14 protein-coding genes and 1 tRNA gene are annotated in these 16,573 nt (G+C 71.3%); 7 read left to right on the top strand and 8 right to left on the bottom strand.

The window, feature by feature from the left end; all coding sequences use genetic code 11:
• Window positions 1–296: 296 nt before the first annotated feature.
• The 4 genes from OG223_RS26485 to OG223_RS26470 all read right to left on the bottom strand — a co-directional run bounded on the left by OG223_RS26485 (window position 297) and on the right by OG223_RS26470 (window position 6,322).
• Window positions 297–1,523 carry an MFS transporter gene (locus OG223_RS26485; RefSeq protein ID WP_329253482.1) on the bottom strand — a complete coding sequence of 409 codons (1,227 nt, stop codon included), beginning with the start codon at window positions 1,521–1,523 and terminating at the stop codon, window positions 297–299.
• Window positions 1,524–1,705: 182 nt separating this feature from the next.
• Window positions 1,706–3,079 (bottom strand): MocR-like pyridoxine biosynthesis transcription factor PdxR, encoded by a 1,374-nt coding sequence (pdxR, locus tag OG223_RS26480; RefSeq protein ID WP_329253478.1) that lies wholly within the window; start codon window positions 3,077–3,079, stop codon window positions 1,706–1,708.
• Between the two features lie 129 nt (window positions 3,080–3,208).
• A complete protein-coding gene (locus OG223_RS26475; protein WP_329253475.1) occupies window positions 3,209–4,675 on the bottom strand; it encodes an aminopeptidase P family protein in 1,467 nt (488 codons plus the stop codon).
• Between the two features lie 93 nt (window positions 4,676–4,768).
• A complete protein-coding gene (locus OG223_RS26470) occupies window positions 4,769–6,322 on the bottom strand; it encodes a PP2C family protein-serine/threonine phosphatase (RefSeq protein ID WP_329265481.1) in 1,554 nt (517 codons plus the stop codon).
• Between the two features lie 460 nt (window positions 6,323–6,782).
• Here OG223_RS26470 and OG223_RS26465 point away from each other — a divergent pair, with 460 nt between their 5' ends.
• The gene (locus OG223_RS26465) at window positions 6,783–7,448 is read left to right on the top strand and encodes a bifunctional DNA primase/polymerase (RefSeq protein ID WP_329253470.1); all 666 of its coding nucleotides are present in this window, start codon (window positions 6,783–6,785) and stop codon (window positions 7,446–7,448) included.
• A 56-nt stretch (window positions 7,449–7,504) separates the two neighbouring features.
• A complete protein-coding gene (locus OG223_RS26460) occupies window positions 7,505–8,116 on the top strand; it encodes a hypothetical protein (RefSeq protein ID WP_329253466.1) in 612 nt (203 codons plus the stop codon).
• Between the two features lie 244 nt (window positions 8,117–8,360).
• Here OG223_RS26460 and OG223_RS26455 read toward each other — a convergent pair whose 3' ends face one another.
• From OG223_RS26455 to OG223_RS26445, 3 genes are all read right to left on the bottom strand, one after another.
• Complete coding sequence (locus OG223_RS26455) at window positions 8,361–9,326, bottom strand: DUF5926 family protein (protein ID WP_329253463.1); 966 nt, start codon at window positions 9,324–9,326, stop codon at window positions 8,361–8,363.
• A gap of 146 nt (window positions 9,327–9,472) precedes the next feature.
• The gene (locus tag OG223_RS26450) at window positions 9,473–10,036 is read right to left on the bottom strand and encodes an ATP-binding protein (RefSeq protein WP_443073743.1); all 564 of its coding nucleotides are present in this window, start codon (window positions 10,034–10,036) and stop codon (window positions 9,473–9,475) included.
• A 230-nt stretch (window positions 10,037–10,266) separates the two neighbouring features.
• Window positions 10,267–11,100, bottom strand: coding sequence for a glycerophosphodiester phosphodiesterase (locus OG223_RS26445; protein WP_329253460.1), 834 nt, complete (start codon window positions 11,098–11,100; stop codon window positions 10,267–10,269).
• A 299-nt stretch (window positions 11,101–11,399) separates the two neighbouring features.
• Between OG223_RS26445 and OG223_RS26440 the strand changes: the two genes are divergently transcribed.
• The 5 genes from OG223_RS26440 to OG223_RS26420 all read left to right on the top strand — a co-directional run bounded on the left by OG223_RS26440 (window position 11,400) and on the right by OG223_RS26420 (window position 16,004).
• A complete protein-coding gene (locus OG223_RS26440) occupies window positions 11,400–12,926 on the top strand; it encodes a S1C family serine protease (RefSeq protein ID WP_329253457.1) in 1,527 nt (508 codons plus the stop codon).
• Window positions 12,927–13,144: 218 nt separating this feature from the next.
• Entirely contained in the window at window positions 13,145–13,786 is a 642-nt protein-coding gene (locus tag OG223_RS26435) for an RNA polymerase sigma factor (protein WP_329253454.1), read from the top strand.
• Window positions 13,779–14,720 (top strand): CU044_5270 family protein, encoded by a 942-nt coding sequence (locus tag OG223_RS26430; RefSeq protein ID WP_443073742.1) that lies wholly within the window; start codon window positions 13,779–13,781, stop codon window positions 14,718–14,720. The genes OG223_RS26435 and OG223_RS26430 overlap by 8 nt, the downstream gene beginning before the upstream one ends.
• A gap of 207 nt (window positions 14,721–14,927) precedes the next feature.
• A complete protein-coding gene (locus OG223_RS26425; protein WP_329253451.1) occupies window positions 14,928–15,824 on the top strand; it encodes a GNAT family N-acetyltransferase in 897 nt (298 codons plus the stop codon).
• A gap of 93 nt (window positions 15,825–15,917) precedes the next feature.
• Window positions 15,918–16,004, top strand: a tRNA-Ser gene (locus tag OG223_RS26420).
• Window positions 16,005–16,120: 116 nt separating this feature from the next.
• On the opposite strand, the gene OG223_RS26415 is transcribed toward OG223_RS26420, so the two are convergent.
• The gene (locus tag OG223_RS26415) at window positions 16,121–16,414 is read right to left on the bottom strand and encodes a hypothetical protein (RefSeq protein ID WP_329253448.1); all 294 of its coding nucleotides are present in this window, start codon (window positions 16,412–16,414) and stop codon (window positions 16,121–16,123) included.
• Window positions 16,415–16,573: the final 159 nt, after the last annotated feature.

Below are 16,573 nucleotides of genomic sequence, written 5' to 3'. Positions count from 1 at the left end.
CGCGGGTGGCCTGATCGGGCCGGGGCGGTGGTGGGTTCATCGGCGAGGCGGGTCTGATCGGATCGGTGCCAGTGGAACTCGTCGGCGCGGGCGCCCTGGTGGGACCGGTGCCGGGCCACTCGTCGGCACGGGCCGGCTGATCGGCCGCCAACGGGCAGGAAGTTCCGAGAGGTTCCGGTGGGTGCATCGGTGTGGTCCGCCAGGCTTTGCCGCGCACGGGCCGGTGTCCCGCTCGCCGCCCCTCGGCCCGTCGGCGCGGCCTGTCCGGTCGTCGCCCGCGACCGGGCTCGTGCCGGTCAACTCGCCAACACCGGCTGCCTGACGGTCACTTCACCAGTGCCGGAGGCCCTCCGCACCGCCGGCCCCATCGCGTACGACGCCACCAGGGTCGCCCCGCCCAGCAGCAGCCAGCCCGGCGTCCCCCACTCCAGCAGCAGGGACGTCAGCACCAGGGGACCCATCGTCCTGGCCACCGTGACGCCGGTCCCGAAGAAGCCCTGGTACTCGCCCACCCGGTCAACAGGTGCCAGATCGAAGGACAGTTGCCAGGAACCCGCCGACTGCCCCATCTCGGCGGCGACCTGGAGCACCGCACCGACCACCAGCGCGCCCACGGCCACCCACGGCGACGCGCCCGCCGAGAGCGCGAACACCGCGCAGGCCGCCAGCATGACCCAGCCGGACCGCCGCACCGCGCGCGTGGCCGACGCGAGCCCCGTGATCCCGCGGGCCATGCGCACCTGGAAGACCATCACCGCCCCGGTGTTGAGCACGAACAGCGCGGAGACCAGCCAGGTCGGCGCGTCCGTCCGCTCCGCGATCCACAGCGGCAGCCCGAGGCTGAGCAACGGCATCCGCAGCAGCAGCACGGTGTTGAGCAGCGTGACGAGGACGTACGGCCGGTCCCGCAGCACACCGAGACCACCCGCCTTCCGCGCCCGGCCGGACTGTACCGACGGCAGCCGCAGCAGCAGCCCCGCGCACACCAGGAAGCTCACCGCGTCCAGCGCGAACACCCCGAGGTACGCCGACCGCGTCCCCGCCCGCAGCGCGAGCCCGCCGAGGCCCGCGCCCACCGCGAGACCGGCGTTCAGCGTCGACTGGAGGTGCGCCAGCAGCCCGGTCCGCTCCCCGGCCGACACCAGCCCCGCCAGCAGCGCCTGCCGGGCCGCCGCGAGCCCCGACTGCGCGGAGGCGTAGGCACACGCGGCGATCACGAACGGCGCGAATCCCCGTACGACGAGGAAGGACGCCACCGCGCACCCCGTCGCCAGCGCCAGCAGCACCGCCGTACCGCGCGGCCCGCGCCGGTCGGCCAGCCGCCCCAGCGGCACCCCCACCAGCGAACCGACGGCCCACGCGAGGGTGAGCCCGAGGCCCACGCGCGCGGGGGCGAGCCCGACGACGTGGGTGAAGTACAGCGCCGAGGTCACGTAGTAGGCGCCGTCGCCGACGGAGTTGGTCAACTGGGCCAGCGCGAGGGTGCGTTGCGGGCCCGTGGGCGGGACGAGCGAGTTCGTCATGGCTACGACGATAGGGCGAGGTTGGGCCCATCAAGAGACCCAATCGGTCACCATTTCATTGGCCCAATTCGTCACACTCGCCCAGCCCAGCCCAGCCCAGCCCAGCCCAGCCCAGCCCAGCCCAGCCCAGCCCAGCCCAGCCCAGCCCAGCCCAGCCCCTGCCCCTGCCCCTGCCAGGTCCCTCACGCCCCCTCCAGGACCCGCCCCAACACCTCCAACGCCTCCGGGTAGACCCGCTCCCGAGGCGTCCCGTACCCCACGACCAGCCCCTGCGGCCGCCCCTCGCGCCCGTCCGCCGTATGCCAGTGCTCCCCGAGCCGCCCGACCGCGAGCCCCTCCTCCTCGGCCCGCGCGAGGACGGCCTCCTCGTCGGCTACCTCCACCAGCGCGTGCAGCCCGGCCGCGATGCCGTGCACGCTTCGGTGTGCCCCCAGTCGGCCGAGCAGTTGGTCGCGGCGGCGCCGGTACCGCAGCCGGCACGCGCGCACATGCCGGTCGTAGGCATGGCTGTCGATCAGTTCGGCGAGCGCCAACTGGCCGATGGTCTCGGTGTGGTGGTCGCTGTGCAGCTTCGCGTCGGCGACCGCGTCGACGAGGTGCGGCGGCAGCACCATCCAGCCGAGCCGCAGCGCCGGGCCGAGCGTCTTGGAGGCGGTCCCCAGGTACGCGACCTGCCCCGGCGCCATCCCCTGGAGCGCGCCCACGGGCTGCCGGTCGTAGCGGAACTCCCCGTCGTAGTCGTCCTCGACGATCAGGCCCCCACGCGCGCGTGCCCAGTCGGTGAGCGCCCGTCTGCGTTCCGGGTGCAGGGTCACGCCGGTCGGGTACTGGTGGGCCGGGGTCACCACCACGGCCGCCGCGTCCCCCAAGTCCTCGGCGCGGGCGCCCCGTTCGTCGACCCGTACGGGCACCACGCGTCCGCCGTTGTGCCGGACCACCTCCCGGTGGAACGGCAGTCCGGGATCCTCCATGGCGACCCGGGAACCGTCCAGCACGCGCGTGAGGAGCGCGAGTCCCTGCACATACCCGGAGGTGATCACGATCCGCTCCGGCGGCGCGATCACCCCGCGCGCCCGCCCCAGGTACCCCGACAGCGCGGTGCGCAGTTCGACACGGCCGCGCGGATCTCCGTAGTCGTACGCCAAGGAGGGTGCCGTCGCGATGGCGCGGCGCAGTGAGCGCAGCCAGGCCGCCGCCGGGAACGCGCCGACGTCCGGGCTGCCGGGCCGTAGGTCGAAACGGGGTACACGCGTGCGTGCCGCCGCGTCCGGTGGCTCCGCGTCGACGGAGGGCAGCAGCGCGACCTGGGTGCCCGAGCCCTGGCGCGCGGTCAGATAGCCCTCGGCGACGAGCTGGTCGTAGGCCGCCTTCGCGGTGCCCCGGGAGACGCCCAGTTCGGTCGCGAGCCGGCGGGTGGCGGGGAGGCGGGTCCCCGGGGCGAGGCGGCCGTCTCGTACGGCGTCCCGCAGCGCGCGTTCGAGACCGACCCGGCGGCCGCTCTCGGAGTCGGGTTCCAGATGCAGGTCGACCCCGACACCGGACCAGAAGTCGTTCATGAAAAAGCCCTCCCCCTAGGCACGTTCACGAAAAAAGCCCTCCCCTAGGCATACGACCGGCACACGAATGGCCGGGCACCGCACGTGTGCCCGGCCATCAGTCTTGTATCAGCTACCGGCTGTCGGCCATCAGCCCTTCAGGGACGCCATCCAGCTCTCGACGTCGGCCGAGCTCCGGGGCAGGCCGGCGGAGAGGTTCCTGTTGCCGTTCTCGGTGACCAGGATGTCGTCCTCGATGCGGACGCCGATGCCGCGGTACTCCTCGGGGACGGTGAGATCGTCGGCCTGGAAGTAGAGGCCGGGCTCCACCGTGAGGACCATGCCGGGCTCCAGGGTGCCCTCCACGTACGTCTCGGTCCGCGCGGAGGCGCAGTCGTGGACGTCCATGCCGAGCATGTGACCCGTGCCGTGCAGCGTCCACCGGCGCTGGAGGCCCAGCTCCAGGACGCGCTCCACGGGACCCTCGACAAGGCCCCACTCGACGACCTTCTCGGCCAGCACGCGCTGCGCCGCGTCGTGGAAGTCGCGGTACTTGCCGCCCGGCTGCACCGCCGCGATACCGGCCTCCTGGGCCTCGTACACGGCGTCGTAGACCTGCTTCTGGATCTCGCTGAAGCGGCCGTTGACCGGCAGCGTGCGGGTGATGTCGGCGGTGTACAGGGTGTACGTCTCGACGCCGGCGTCGAGGAGGAGCAGGTCGCCGGAGCGGACCGGACCGTCGTTGCGCACCCAGTGCAGGGTGCACGCGTGCGGTCCTGCCGCGCAGATCGAGCTGTAGCCGATGTCATTGCCCTCGACGCGCGCGCGGAGGAAGAACGTGCCCTCGATGTAGCGCTCGGTGGTCGCCTCGGGCTTGTCGAGGACCTTCACCACGTCCTCGAAGCCGCGGACCGTCGAGTCGACGGCCTTCTGCAGCTCGCCGATCTCGAACTCGTCCTTGACCAGGCGGGCTTCGGAGAGGAAGACGCGCAGTTCCTCGTCGCGCTCGGCGGTGACCTTGTCGGTCAGCGCGGCCTGGACGCCGGCGTCGTGGTCGCGTACGACCCGGACGGGGCCGGTGGCCTCGCGCAGGGCGTCGGCCAGCTCGCGGACGTCGGAGACGGGGATGCCGTAGAGCTGCTCGGCCTCGGTGAGGGAGTGGCGGCGGCCGACCCACAGCTCGCCCTGGCCGGAGAGCCAGAACTCGCCGTTCTCGCGGTCGGAGCGCGGCAGGAGGTAGAGCGTCGCCTTGTGGCCCTCGGTGGTGGGCTCCAGGACGAGGACGCCGTCCTCGGTGAGGTTGCCCGTCAGGTACGCGTACTCGACCGACGCCCGGAAGGGGTACTCGGTGTCGTTCGAGCGGATCTTCAGGTTGCCCGCGGGGATCACCAGGCGCTCGCCCGGGAAGCGCGCGGAGAGCGCGGCACGGCGGCGCGCGGTGTGCTCGGCCTGCTCGACGGGCCGCAGGTCGTGCAGCTCGGTGTCGGCCCAGCCGGACTTCATGCTCTCGGCCAACTCGTCGGAGACGCCCGGGTACAGGCCGTTCTTCCGCTTCTTGATGGGCTCCTCAGGCTCGGTTTCCGGGGTCTCCGGGTTGAGCTCGTCGGCCACGGTCATCCTCCTAGATACGGCACTGGACCCCCTCCATCGTACGGTCGTACGGAAGGGGGCCCAGGGCCGTATGGCCTGTTACACATGGCGTTCCGGCGACTACTCGAAGCGAGCCGCCAGGAGGACGACGTCCTCGTCGCTGTCGGCCGTGTCGAGGCCGTCCGGCAGCACGGTCCGCAGGACGTGGTCGGCGATCGCGGCCGGGTCCTCGCGCAGCGCCTTGGGGACGCTCGCCGCCGCCGCGTGGAGGCGGGCGAAGGCGCGGTCCATGGGGTCGCCGGTGCGGTGCAGCAGCCCGTCCGTGTAGAGCAGCACCGTCTCGCCGGGCTCCGTCTCGAACTCCACGCTCGGCGCCTCCCAGCAGGCGAGCATGCCCAGCGGCGCGGACACGGAGGTCTCCACGAACTCCGTGCGCCGCTCGCCGACCAGGAGCGGCGGGCTGTGACCCGCCCCCGCCAGGGTGATCTTGCGCAGCGCGGGCTCGCAGTAGGCGAACAGGGCGGTGGCCGAGCGGGCGGGCTCGGTGAGCCTGAGGAGCAGTTCGAGGTCGGACAGGACCGCGACCGGGTCCTCGCCCTCCATCACGGCGTACGCCCGCAGGGACGCCCGGAGTCGGCCCATCGCGGCGATCGCGCTCGGCCCGGAACCGGTCACCGAGCCGACCGCGAGGCCGAGCGCGGCATCGGGCAGCGGCAGCGCGTCGTACCAGTCGCCGCCGCCGCGCGGACCCGTGCGGTGCAGCGCGGCGAGCTGCACACCGGCCACGCGGGGGAGCCGGGACGGCAGCAGTTCCTCGGCGATGGTCGACATGCACGCGCGCGTGCGCTCGACTTCGAGGACCCGGGCCAGATGCTCGGTGGCGTACCGCGCGTACAGCCCGACGAGATGGCGCTGGCGCTCGACCGGCTCGGCGGGCTCGTCGTACAGCCACACGGCGGCGCCCAGCCGCCCGGCCGCGTCGGTCGCCAGGGGCAGCGCGTAACTGGCCGCGTAGCCCAGGCGTACGGCGACCTCGCGGTGGCGCGGGTCGAGGCCGTCCTCGGCGAACAGGTCGGGGTGGACGATCTCGCCGCCCTCGCCCCCGGGAGCGCCGTCCGGTCCGTCGAGGAGCTGGCCGTACGACATCGCCCCGCGCGGGACGGTCTCCATGTGGCCGAGGTCGGCGCGGCCCAGGCCCAGGCCGATGGTGGTGTCGGGGCCCAGGCCGTCGCCGGGTTCCAGGACGACGAGGCCGCGGCGGGCGCCCACCAGGGCGGCTCCGGCGCGCAGCAGCTCCTGGAGTGCTTCGTCGAGTGCGTCCGTGCGTGCCAGCCGCTCCGTGAGTTCATGGAGGGTCGTGAGATCGGACACCCAGCCGGCGAGCCGGTCCTGAAGCAGGGCACTTGGCGCGTTCTGGACCGTATCCGGCGGGTTCTGGGTGTTCGAGGAGGGGCTTGGAGGGGTACCGGTGGCGGCAGGCGCGGGCGCGACAGTGTGTGCGGGCGAGGGAACCGTTGAATCGATTCCAGCCACTTTCGAAGGGTGCGGGGCGGTCATGGCGTCCGGCTTTCCGACCGGTGCGTATTGCTCAAAAGCATCGCAAACCCCCATGTCATTCTGCGCCGCTGGCAGTGTCTCCACATGTACACGCACTCGTGAGGGGATGTCCAGCATTGTCCTGCCGGGATTCCTGGTGTCCATGGGTTTGGCGGGGGTATTTCGCTCTCCTCTTGCGGATTGGCAAAGTTGGCCTAAAACTGCATCAGGGGACGGTCCATTGAGGTCGACTGGGTTTGCTCGACGGAGCGTCACAGCGGTCGTGATGGGTACGTACTCGGAGAAGGCCAGGGGTGGCTGGGGGCCACCCGGAACCTGGTGAGGGACCCGGGCGTCTTAACCACCGACGATCGTGACCCATCCTCCCGTGGCGGAGGCGGAGAGAACTACGCGGGACGGCAAAACGCCAGACTTCGCCACCCCCACGCCACGCCCACGCTTTTCTTGCACGCACGGGTTCCCCTTGCCGAAGGCAGGGGTGTGATGCGCCAACAGGTACGCACAGTGAAGTGATCGACACATGGTGTGATGTGGTCCTCGGTGTTGCCAGCGGTGCAACGGAAAGGAACGAGCGCTCATGCGCGAGATCCTCGGAAAGCGACGCAGGCTCCTGTCCAGGCGAGACAACAGGAGGTCTGAGATGCTCAGCGCGGCCCTGACCTTCGCGACAGAATGGCAATGGCCCGTACTCCCGGGCGTGGCACCGGACCCCCAGGGCCGGGCCCGCTGCGGCTGTCCGGACCCTGAGTGCACGGTTCCCGGCGCCCACCCCTTCGACCCCGGCCTCCTCGCGGCCACCACCGACGCCCGCATGGTGCGCTGGTGGTGGGGCAACCGCCCCGCCGCGCCGATCGTCCTCGCCACCGGCGACAAGGCTCCCTGCGCGGTCAGCCTGCCCGCACCCGCGGCCGCCCGGGCCCTCGCCGCGCTCGACCGACAGGGCATGCGCCTCGGCCCGGTCGTCGCCGCGCCCACCCGCTGGTCGCTGCTCGTCAAGCCGTACTCCCTGGAGCAGTTGGGCGAACTGCTCTACGCCAAGGACCACGTCCCCGGCTCGCTCCGCTTCCACGGCTCGGGCGGCTATCTCGCCCTGCCCCCCTCCGAGACCGGCCAGGGCCGGATCCGCTGGGAGCGCGCACCACTGCCCGGCTCGGCCTCGCCCTGGGTGCCCGACGTCGAGGCCGTGGTGGACGCCGTGGTCGAGGCCCTCACTCGTACGGGTGTGAGCGCGCCCGAGTTGTAAGGGTGTCGGGCGTGCGTGGAACGTGGCGCCCGTAGTTCGTCGTTATCTTCCGCTACATGAACCTTCGTCTGCTCGCCCTCGCGGGCGTCGCGGTGTGCGCGGTCGCGCTGCCGCTGGCCGTGGCGTCCGCGGGACCCGTACGCGACGAGGGTCACGCGGTCGTACGGTCCCTGGTGCGCTCCTCCGGGTCCCTCGGCTCGGCCGGCTCCTCCGACGCATCGGGCCCCGCCGGCTCCTCGGACGACGACAAGGTGCCGTCGGCCGTGCCCTCGCCGGCGCCCTCGCCCGTCCGCTCCCCGCTGACGCTCGGCCTGGGACTGGCGACGGCCGCGCGCTGCGGACCCGAACTCTCCTCCCCCGACGGCATCGAGGCGCAGACCTGTGTGATGACGCAGGGTGAGGACACCTGGGCGCGCACCTACTACCGCAATGCGACCGGCGACGGCCTGGACGCGGTGCTGAGCCTCATGGGACCGGCGGACCGCACTGTGCAGATGCGCTGCGTCGTGGAGGCCGAGGACGAGCCCGCGCTGTGCGAGACACCCCGGGAGCGGACCCAGGGCGAGCCGGGGGCCTACACGGCCGTCGCGGAGTTCGCCGGGCGGGGTGGGAACGGGCCGCTGTTGCTGCGCTCGGGGAGCAACTCCCCGGCGCCTACGGCGAGTTGACGGACGGCGTCGTTCCGTACACGGGGGCCGGGCATGCAAAGACCCGGTTGCTGGCGACGGGGGATGCACCAGCAACCGGGCTACTCGAACGGTAACAAGAGATCGGCGGTTCGCAAATTCGATCTCGGCTATTCGGACACCGACTTCCCTTTCACAACGGGGAGTTGTGACAGGAGTCACCGGAGTGAACAGGCCTGTTCCGACTGAACGGCCGTTCAGTCGAACCCCTGGCCCATTCCGGGTGTCAGCTCAGCGTGACCTGCCGGTTGGTGAGGCCGCCGCGCGCGCGGCGCTCGTCCGCGGTCAGCGGTGCGTCCGTGGCCAGAGCGGCGGTGAGCCGCTCGGCGAACTCGGCGGCCGGCTTCTCGATGTCGTCCGCGCCGAGCCCGCTCGGCAGGTCCCAGACGGGCACGGTGAGACCGTGAGCACGGAAGGACCCCACGAGACGGGTGCCTTCACCGAGACCTGAGCGGCCGGCCGCGTGCAGCCGCGCGAGTCCGTCCAGAAGCTGCTCCTCCGGGTACGGCATGACCCAGCGCAGATGGTTCTTGTCGGGCGTCTCGCACCAGTACGCGGCGTCCACGCCCTGGAGCTTCACAGTCGGGATGGCGGCGGCGTTGGCACGCTCCAGGGAGGCGGTCACCTCCGGCGCCGCGTTCTCCGCCTCCGGCACCCAGAATTCGAAGCCGGGGTGCACAACTGGCTCGAACGTGCCTTCCGGGTCGAGCAGTTCCTGCAGTCGTGGACCGTCGGCCGGGGCGCGGCGGGCCTGCACCGGAGTGCCCGGATCGGCGACCAGCGCGCGCTGGAGGGTGTCGGCGAGGTCGCGGCTGATGTCGCCGGACGCCGTGTCGTTCTGCAGGCCGAGCAGCACCGAGCCGTCGTCCCGGCGCAGGGCCGGCCAGGCCATCGGCAGCACCGTGGCGAGCGTGACCGACGGGACGCCCTCGGGGAGGCCGCCCCTCAGGGGCAGTGCGACCGTGGCCGCGGGCACCAGCTCGCGCAGTGCCACCCAGTCGCCCTCGCCGGGCAGCCCCTCGAAGGGACGCTGCACCAGCTCGGTCACCGCGTGGGCGGCCGCGCGGCCGTGGCAGGCCTTGTAGCGGCGGCCGCTGCCGCAGGGGCAGGGCTCGCGGGCACCGACCACCGGGACCTCTGTGTCGCTGAGCTGCGGCCGCTTGGCCGTGGTCTGGGGTCGCTTCTTGGCCATCGTGGGTGTCTCCCGGTTACGGCTCGTCTCGTACGGGCGGGAGCCTAGCCGTTCACGCCATGACCGACGGGAGCCTGTGGACAACCCGGCGACACGGCACGTCGGCCGACGCCCTGTGGACAACCCGGCCGGTGTGGACGGGCGCGTCAGTCCAGGTCGTCGAACGCGTCCGCGAACTCCCGCCGGGGGGCCGCCGGCGCCGTAGGAGAAGTGACGCGCGTAGCGAAGTCGTCGTGTCGGGGTCCGGCGTCCGGATCGTCGATGTCGTCCTGGTCGTCGTCCTGTACGACGACCCACACCGTGACCTCGCCCCGGTTCTCGTCCCGTACGCCCCAGTCGTCGGCCAGTGCGGTGATGATGTTCAGCCCGCGTCCGCCGCGGGCCGTCACCGACGGGGTGGCCGGAGCCGGGCGGGTCGGGCCGCCGCCGTCCGTCACCTCGACCGTGAGCCGGCCGCCCGTGTCCACGCGCCAGGCGCACCGGACGTCACCGTCACCGGCCAGGGCGTCGCCCAGGGGCCGGCCGTGCTTGCACGCATTGCTCAGAAGTTCGGAAAGGATCAGTACGGCATCGTCGATGACCGCTTCCGACACACCGCCCGTACGCAACTGGTCGCGCATGCGATGTCTTGCTTCCCCTACGCCCGCAGGGCCATGGGACACGGCCATGCTCGACGACGTGGGCACCTCCTGTGCCACCACCAACGCCACCCCCGAGACCTCCTTCGCCCCACGCCACGGTGTGGATGCCCCATTGGCCTGTACCGGAAACCGGCCAATCCACGTTCAGTGACGCATTCACAACGATCGAACACGGACCGAACGCGCCGGAGCACTCCCTGTAATCGAGTGGCTGGTTTTCGACGGTGTGGCCGGGTTCGGAGGATGGTGCAGGTGGGGTGCCCGGGTCAAGGGGTGTTTGGCGGTCTTTATGAGGTTCTTTAATGTTCCCTACCGAGCTGGCTCAGAACGGCCCCCGGCCGGTTGGTGATGATGGCGTCAATGCCCAGGTCAACGCAGAGATCGACGTCTTCGGGCTCGTTGACGGTCCACACGTGCACCTGATGACCGGCGTTTTTCAGCCGCTCGATATACGCAGGGTGATTGCGCACGATCCGGATCGAGGGGCCTGCGATCCGGACACCGGCCGGAAGCCGACCGTCCCTCAGGCGGGGCGAGAGGAACTGCAGCAGGTAGACCGTGGGCAGTGTCGGGGAGGCCGCCCGCACCCGGTGCAGCGAGCGGGCCGAGAAGCTCATGACCCGTACCGGGGAGTCGGCGGCGGTGGCCGGGGCGTCCAGCCCGAAGCGCTTCAGGAGCACCAGCAGCCGTTCCTCGACCTGCCCCGCCCAGCGCGTCGGGTGCTTCGTCTCGATGGCCAGCTCCACCCGCCGGCCCGCGTCCGCGACGAGTTCGAGGAGCCGCTCCAGGGTGAGCACGGAGGTGTCCTCGCGGTCCTCCGGAAGGTGCTCCCAGTCGGGCTCCTCGTCCCGCGTCGTCCGGGAGTCGCGGCCCTTCCAGGACCCGAAGTCGAGGGCGGCCAGATCGGCGAGCTCCAGCGCCGAGACCGCCCCGCGCCCGTTCGACGTCCGGTTGACCCGGCGGTCGTGGACACAGACGAGATGGCCGTCGGCGGTCAGCCGTACATCGCATTCGAGGGCGTCCGCACCGTCCTCGATCGCCTTCTTGTAGGCGGCCAGGGTGTGCTCGGGGGCCTCTTCGGAGGCTCCGCGGTGGGCGACGACTTGGATCCGGTGCTGCCGTGCGTGGGTCACCGCGTCATGGTGCCACCGCGACGGGGAAGGCGTGGAACCGAAGGGCGGTGGACGGGTGGCGGAGGTGGGCGGCGAGTATGTCTTTTTAGCCCGATAGACCCTAAATGGCCAGCCGTATCCCTTGTAAAGGTTCGCCATCAACCCACAGGCACCGCTTATGGTGCTCTGACGGCCGGTGGGAAAAGCTGACGGCATACAAAAGCACATGCACAGCTATGTCGCGCCGGACCGATCGACAAGCGTGAAGAGTGTGACCCCATGCTTCCGAGAACAACAGCCGTGGACCGAGGAGAAGAGCTGTGAGCACCGAGAACGAGGGCACTGAGGTACCCCCGGCCCCGTCTGCACCTCCCGTGCCGGTGGAATCTCCCGCAGCTTCCCCGCAGGCGGCCGCGCCCGAAGGGGGCGCTCCTACGACGCAGCTCCCGCCGGTGCCTCCGGGCGCCCCGCAGGAGCCGCTGCACGCGGGCCCCGCGCCGGCGTACGCCGGCGCACCCCCGCAGGGCACGGGATCCGCCCCCGACGCCGCCTGGCCGCCCCCGCCGCCCGCCACCCCGTCGTACGCCGACGGCGGCACGGGCGCGTACGGCGGCGAGGGCGTCGGCGGCTACGGCGGTGACGCGGCAGCAGGCGCGGGCGGGTACGGAGACGGCGGCTGGGGCACCCCGTACCAGCAGCAGCCCGCGCCCAAGAAGCCCGGCAGCGGACGCGGCGGCCTGATCGCCGCGGTGCTGATCGCCGCGCTGGTCGCCGGCGGCCTGGGCGGTGGCCTCGGCTACACCCTGGCCAAGGACAACGACAACAACAGCAACTCCACCACCGTCTCCGCCGACACCGGCAGCAGCGCCTCCGTGAAGCGCGACCCGGGCACCATCGCCGGGGTCGCCGCCAAGTCCCTGCCCAGCACGGTCACCATCGAGGCCGAGAGCACCAGCGGCGAGGGCGGCACCGGCACGGGCTTCGTGTTCGACACCCAGGGCCACATCGTCACCAACAACCACGTCGTCGCCGACGCGGTCGACGGCGGCAAGCTCACGGCGACCTTCCCGGACGGCAAGAAGTACGACGCCGAGATCGTCGGCCACGCCCAGGGCTACGACGTCGCGGTCATCAAGCTGAAGAACGCCCCCAGCAACCTGAAGCCGCTCGCCCTCGGCGACTCGGACAAGGTGGCCGTCGGCGACGAGACGATCGCCATCGGCGCCCCCTTCGGCCTGTCCAACACGGTGACCACGGGCATCATCAGCGCCAAGAACCGCCCGGTGGCCTCCAGCGACGGCAGCTCCACCAGCAAGGCGTCCTACATGAGCGCCCTGCAGACCGACGCCTCGATCAACCCCGGCAACTCGGGCGGCCCGCTGCTCGACGCCCAGGGCTCGGTCATCGGCATCAACTCCGCGATCCAGTCGACCAGCAGCGGCGGCCTCAGCGGCACCAGCCAGTCCGGCTCGATCGGCCTGGGCTTCGCCATCCCGATCAACCAGGCGAAGTACGTCGCCCAGCAGCTCATCAAGACCGGCAAGCCGGTGTACGCCAAGATCGGTGCCTCCGTCTCGCTGGAGGACAGCACCGCCGGCGCGACGATCACCGCCGAGGGTGTCAGCGGCTCCTCCTCGGTGGAGGCCGGCGGCCCGGCGGCCAAGGCGGGCCTCAAGGCCGGCGACGTCATCACCAAGCTCGACGACTCGGTGATCGACAGCGGCCCGACCCTCATCGGCGAGATCTGGACCCACAAGCCGGGCGACAAGGTCAAGATCACCTACAAGCGCGGCGGCACGGAGCACACGACCGACCTGACCCTGGGGTCGAGGGTCGGCGATAGCTGAAGCTGACGCAGCGCCACATGACCGGCCGACGGGCCGGGCGAGGACTTTCCTCGCCCGGCCCGTTCGTTTTCGTTCCGAACGACCTCCACGCGTGCGTGCATGACCGCCACGTGTGCGTGCACCACGGGGCCACGAGGGAACCTGATTCCTCCTTGCGGCGAAGTACGGGTGAAAGCCCAATCTTCATCAGCGTGTTCGCATGGACGAGAGGAGCCCCGATGACCGTCGAACCAGGCATCAGAGTGGGGCAGGACAGTGACGCCTCGACGAGTGACGCCTCGGTGATCGAACGGTCGTGGGACGAGCCCGAGGCATTCGCCGTGCTCTTCGACCGCCACGCCGACTCGGTGCACCGTTACGCGGCGCGCCGGCTCGGCACGGAGGTCGCCGAGGACCTGATGGCGGAGACGTTCACCACCGCGTTCCAACAGCGCTTCCGGTACAACACCCAACTGGCCGACGCCCGGCCGTGGTTGTTCGGCATCGCGACCAACCTCATAGGCCGGCACCGGCGCGCCGAGGCCCGAAGGCTGAAGGCGATCGGCCGGCTGCCGACGGCCGCACCCGCCGCCGGTTCCGAGGACACGGTCGCCGACCGGGTGGCCGCACGAGTCAGCGCACAGGCCGTACGCGGTGAACTGGCCCTGGCCATGGCCCGGTTGCCCGCCAGGCACCGGGACGTGCTGCTGCTGGTCGCATGGGCCGACCTCGGCTACGAGGAGGTCGCACGCGCCCTGGAGGTACCGGTGGGGACGGTCCGGTCACGGCTGCACAGGGCCCGCAGAAAACTTCGCGACGCATTGGGCGGATCCGACCCGACAGCCTTCCGAGAGGAATCCGAGGAATCCGACGATGAATGAACTGATGCGTGGACTAGAGCCCTTGAGGGAGTGGGACGCGGACACGACCCCGCTCACGGACGCCGCACGCGCGCGTGCCCGATTCCGCCTGTACGAGACGATGAACGCTCCCGCCGCCCCCGTGGCCGTCGGACGACGCCCCTTGCTGCGGATCGCCGTGGCCGGCGTCGCGACGGCGGCGGTCGTCACGACCGTGCTGGTCGCCAACGACTCCTCGCCCCGCACCCAGCCGGTGAGCGCGACCACCGTGCTGCACGGCGCGGCCATCGAGGAACGCAGGCTCGAGAAGTCGATCGCACCGCGCGACGACCAGTTCATCTACACCAAGGAGATCATCAAGGAGACCCCCACCAAGGGCGGCCGGACCCGCACCTACGTCGACGAGAGCTGGAACTCGGTCGACGGCTCCAAGAAGTCGTACGTCAGCGAACTGGGCCGCAAGCAGTGGGTCCCGGTGTTCCGGCCGGGCCAGGGCACCTGGCCGCCGACCAAGTGGACCGAGCTGAAGGAGCTGCCCACCGATCCGCGCAAGCTGGTGATCGCCCTGCGGGACATGGGCGGAAAGCCGGACTACAGCCAGCCGATGAAGCCCGCCGACTGGCCGATGACCCAGGTCTTCGTCTCCGGTCTGCTCCGCGCGCCCGTCCTGCCGAAGGGGCTGCGCTCCGCGGCCTACGAGGCGCTCGCCGCCGTCCCCGGCATCAAGGTCCTGCCACACCAGAAGGACGCCGACGGCCGCGAGGGCATCGGCATCCAGTTCGTCGGCGGCCCCGAAACCCCCTGGGCGCACGGCGGTCCGATCCTGGTGTTCGACGCGAAGACGTACCGGTACCTCGGCATGCGCGACCGGCGGACGGCGGGCGGGACGACGTACGACCAGTGGTCGTACATCGCCGTGAGCGCCGTGGTGGACCGGGTGATGCAGCGCCCGTAGAGGGGTGACAGGCAGGTTGGCAGGGGTGCCGTTCGCTGGGCGGCGCCCCTGTTCCGCGCGGGGAGTGGGGCGGCGTCGCTGTTCCGCGTGGGAGCGGAGCGGTGTTCCTGTCCCGTGCCGGAAGCGAGGCGGCGCCTCTGCCCGGCGCCGGGAGTCCGATGGGGAAGAACCACGAACGCAAGCCCGAGGCACGGGAAATCATGAACCATGCGACCGGCCGCCGACTGGCACATCACCGAAGACCTGGACGACTTCCTCTCCGGAGCCGACGACTTCCTGCGCTCGCGCCCCGCCTTGCACACCATGCAGTTGACGGTGATGGAGAGACTGAGAACGCACGGCTCGGCCCGATACGGCTACGGGACCGCCGGCTCGGCCCAATACGGCGACGGAGCCGCCCTGTTCGGCCGACTGGAGCGGGCGGGCGAGGTCGAGGCCACCTTCCACCGGCTCCCGTCCCGCGGCCTGGCACCCACCCCCCTCACCCCCGAGCAGGCCGACGGCCTCGCCGCCCGCCTGGCGGCCCTCGGGCACTCCCTTCCCTACGTCACCGCGGACCAGAACACCGCGACCGCGTTCGCCGAGGCATGGCAGCGGCACACCGGCGCGACGCCCACACTGCGCGCCCCGCTCCACCTGTACCGTCTGGGCACGCTCACCCCCCAGGAGCCCGTCCCGGAAGGACAGGGCCGGTTCGCGGGCCCGGAGGACCACGAGCAAGTCGTCCACTGGTGCCACGAGTTCGCCGCCGCCGTCGACGAACTCCTCCCCGACTCCTGGGCCGACACCCGCTTCGCCGACAAGCACTTCACGTTCTGGGAGACCCCGGACGGCACCCCGGTGTCCATCGCGGGCTCGACCTCGAAGATCGGCGGCATGATCCGCGTGGACCCCGTCTACACCCCGGCCCACCTCCGCGGCCGCGGCTACGCGGGCGCCGTGACGGCCGAGGTCACCAGAGCCGCACTGGCCAAGGGCGCGACGGACGTGGTCCTCTTCACGGACCCGGGCAACCCCACCAGCAACGCCCTCTACCGACGCCTCGGATACGTCCTGATCACCGACTGGGCCGTGTACGACTTCTCGGGCCCGACGCCGGAGTAGCCGCCCCCGGGCGCCGAAGCCGGACCGTGCACTCCGGGACCTGCGCGGTGCCGGTACGCTGTACCCGCTCCGTCCCTGGTGGGCGGGTGCGCAGGTGGGTTGCCCGAGCGGCCTAAGGGAACGGTCTTGAAAACCGTCGTCGCAGCGATGTGACCGTGGGTTCAAATCCCACACCCACCGCAGGCGAACGGCCCCTGACCAGGTAGATCGGTCAGGGGCCGTCAGGCTGTGCGATGGCCGTGGGTGACCGTCGGTCCCCGGTGTTCCCCGCTCGATCGGGCACGCCGGGGGCACGGTCAGTCTTCGGCGGGACTGGGCGCCGTGAGGTCGACCCATATCCAGGGCTTGCTGTGCCAATCGCGCACCTCGCCTATGACTAGATCGATGGTCGTCCCCACTGGCGGCAGTTCCCGCACGAGGCGCGTCACTCCCGGCTCGCTTCTGCGGCGAATCGTGTCCAGTGAGGCGCCCACCGGGTCGTACTCGTCGAGCTTTGCCGTGAGGCCCCATGGCTGGTGACCAGTGATCGTTGCTTGGACTGTCTCGCCTTGCCGAAGCTCGCTGAGAGGGCGTCTCGGTTCATCTGCCATGGCGGCATCCTCCTCCTCAACCCACCACTCACCCCAGCTCCCATCCCGTCCGCCGTCGACCCACACACCGTGGAGCGGGCGTGGTTCATGGCGTCCAGGTGGAGCGCGCCACTGTACGAACGACCTGGACGCCATGGGCCGCGTCTGCTCGGCTCTGCC

Source organism: Streptomyces sp. NBC_01478, from assembly GCF_036227225.1.
In the GTDB taxonomy this organism is placed as follows: Bacteria; Actinomycetota; Actinomycetes; order Streptomycetales; family Streptomycetaceae; genus Streptomyces.
Note: the sequence above shows the minus strand (reverse complement) of the source record. Positions and strands in the feature narration are given on the sequence as shown.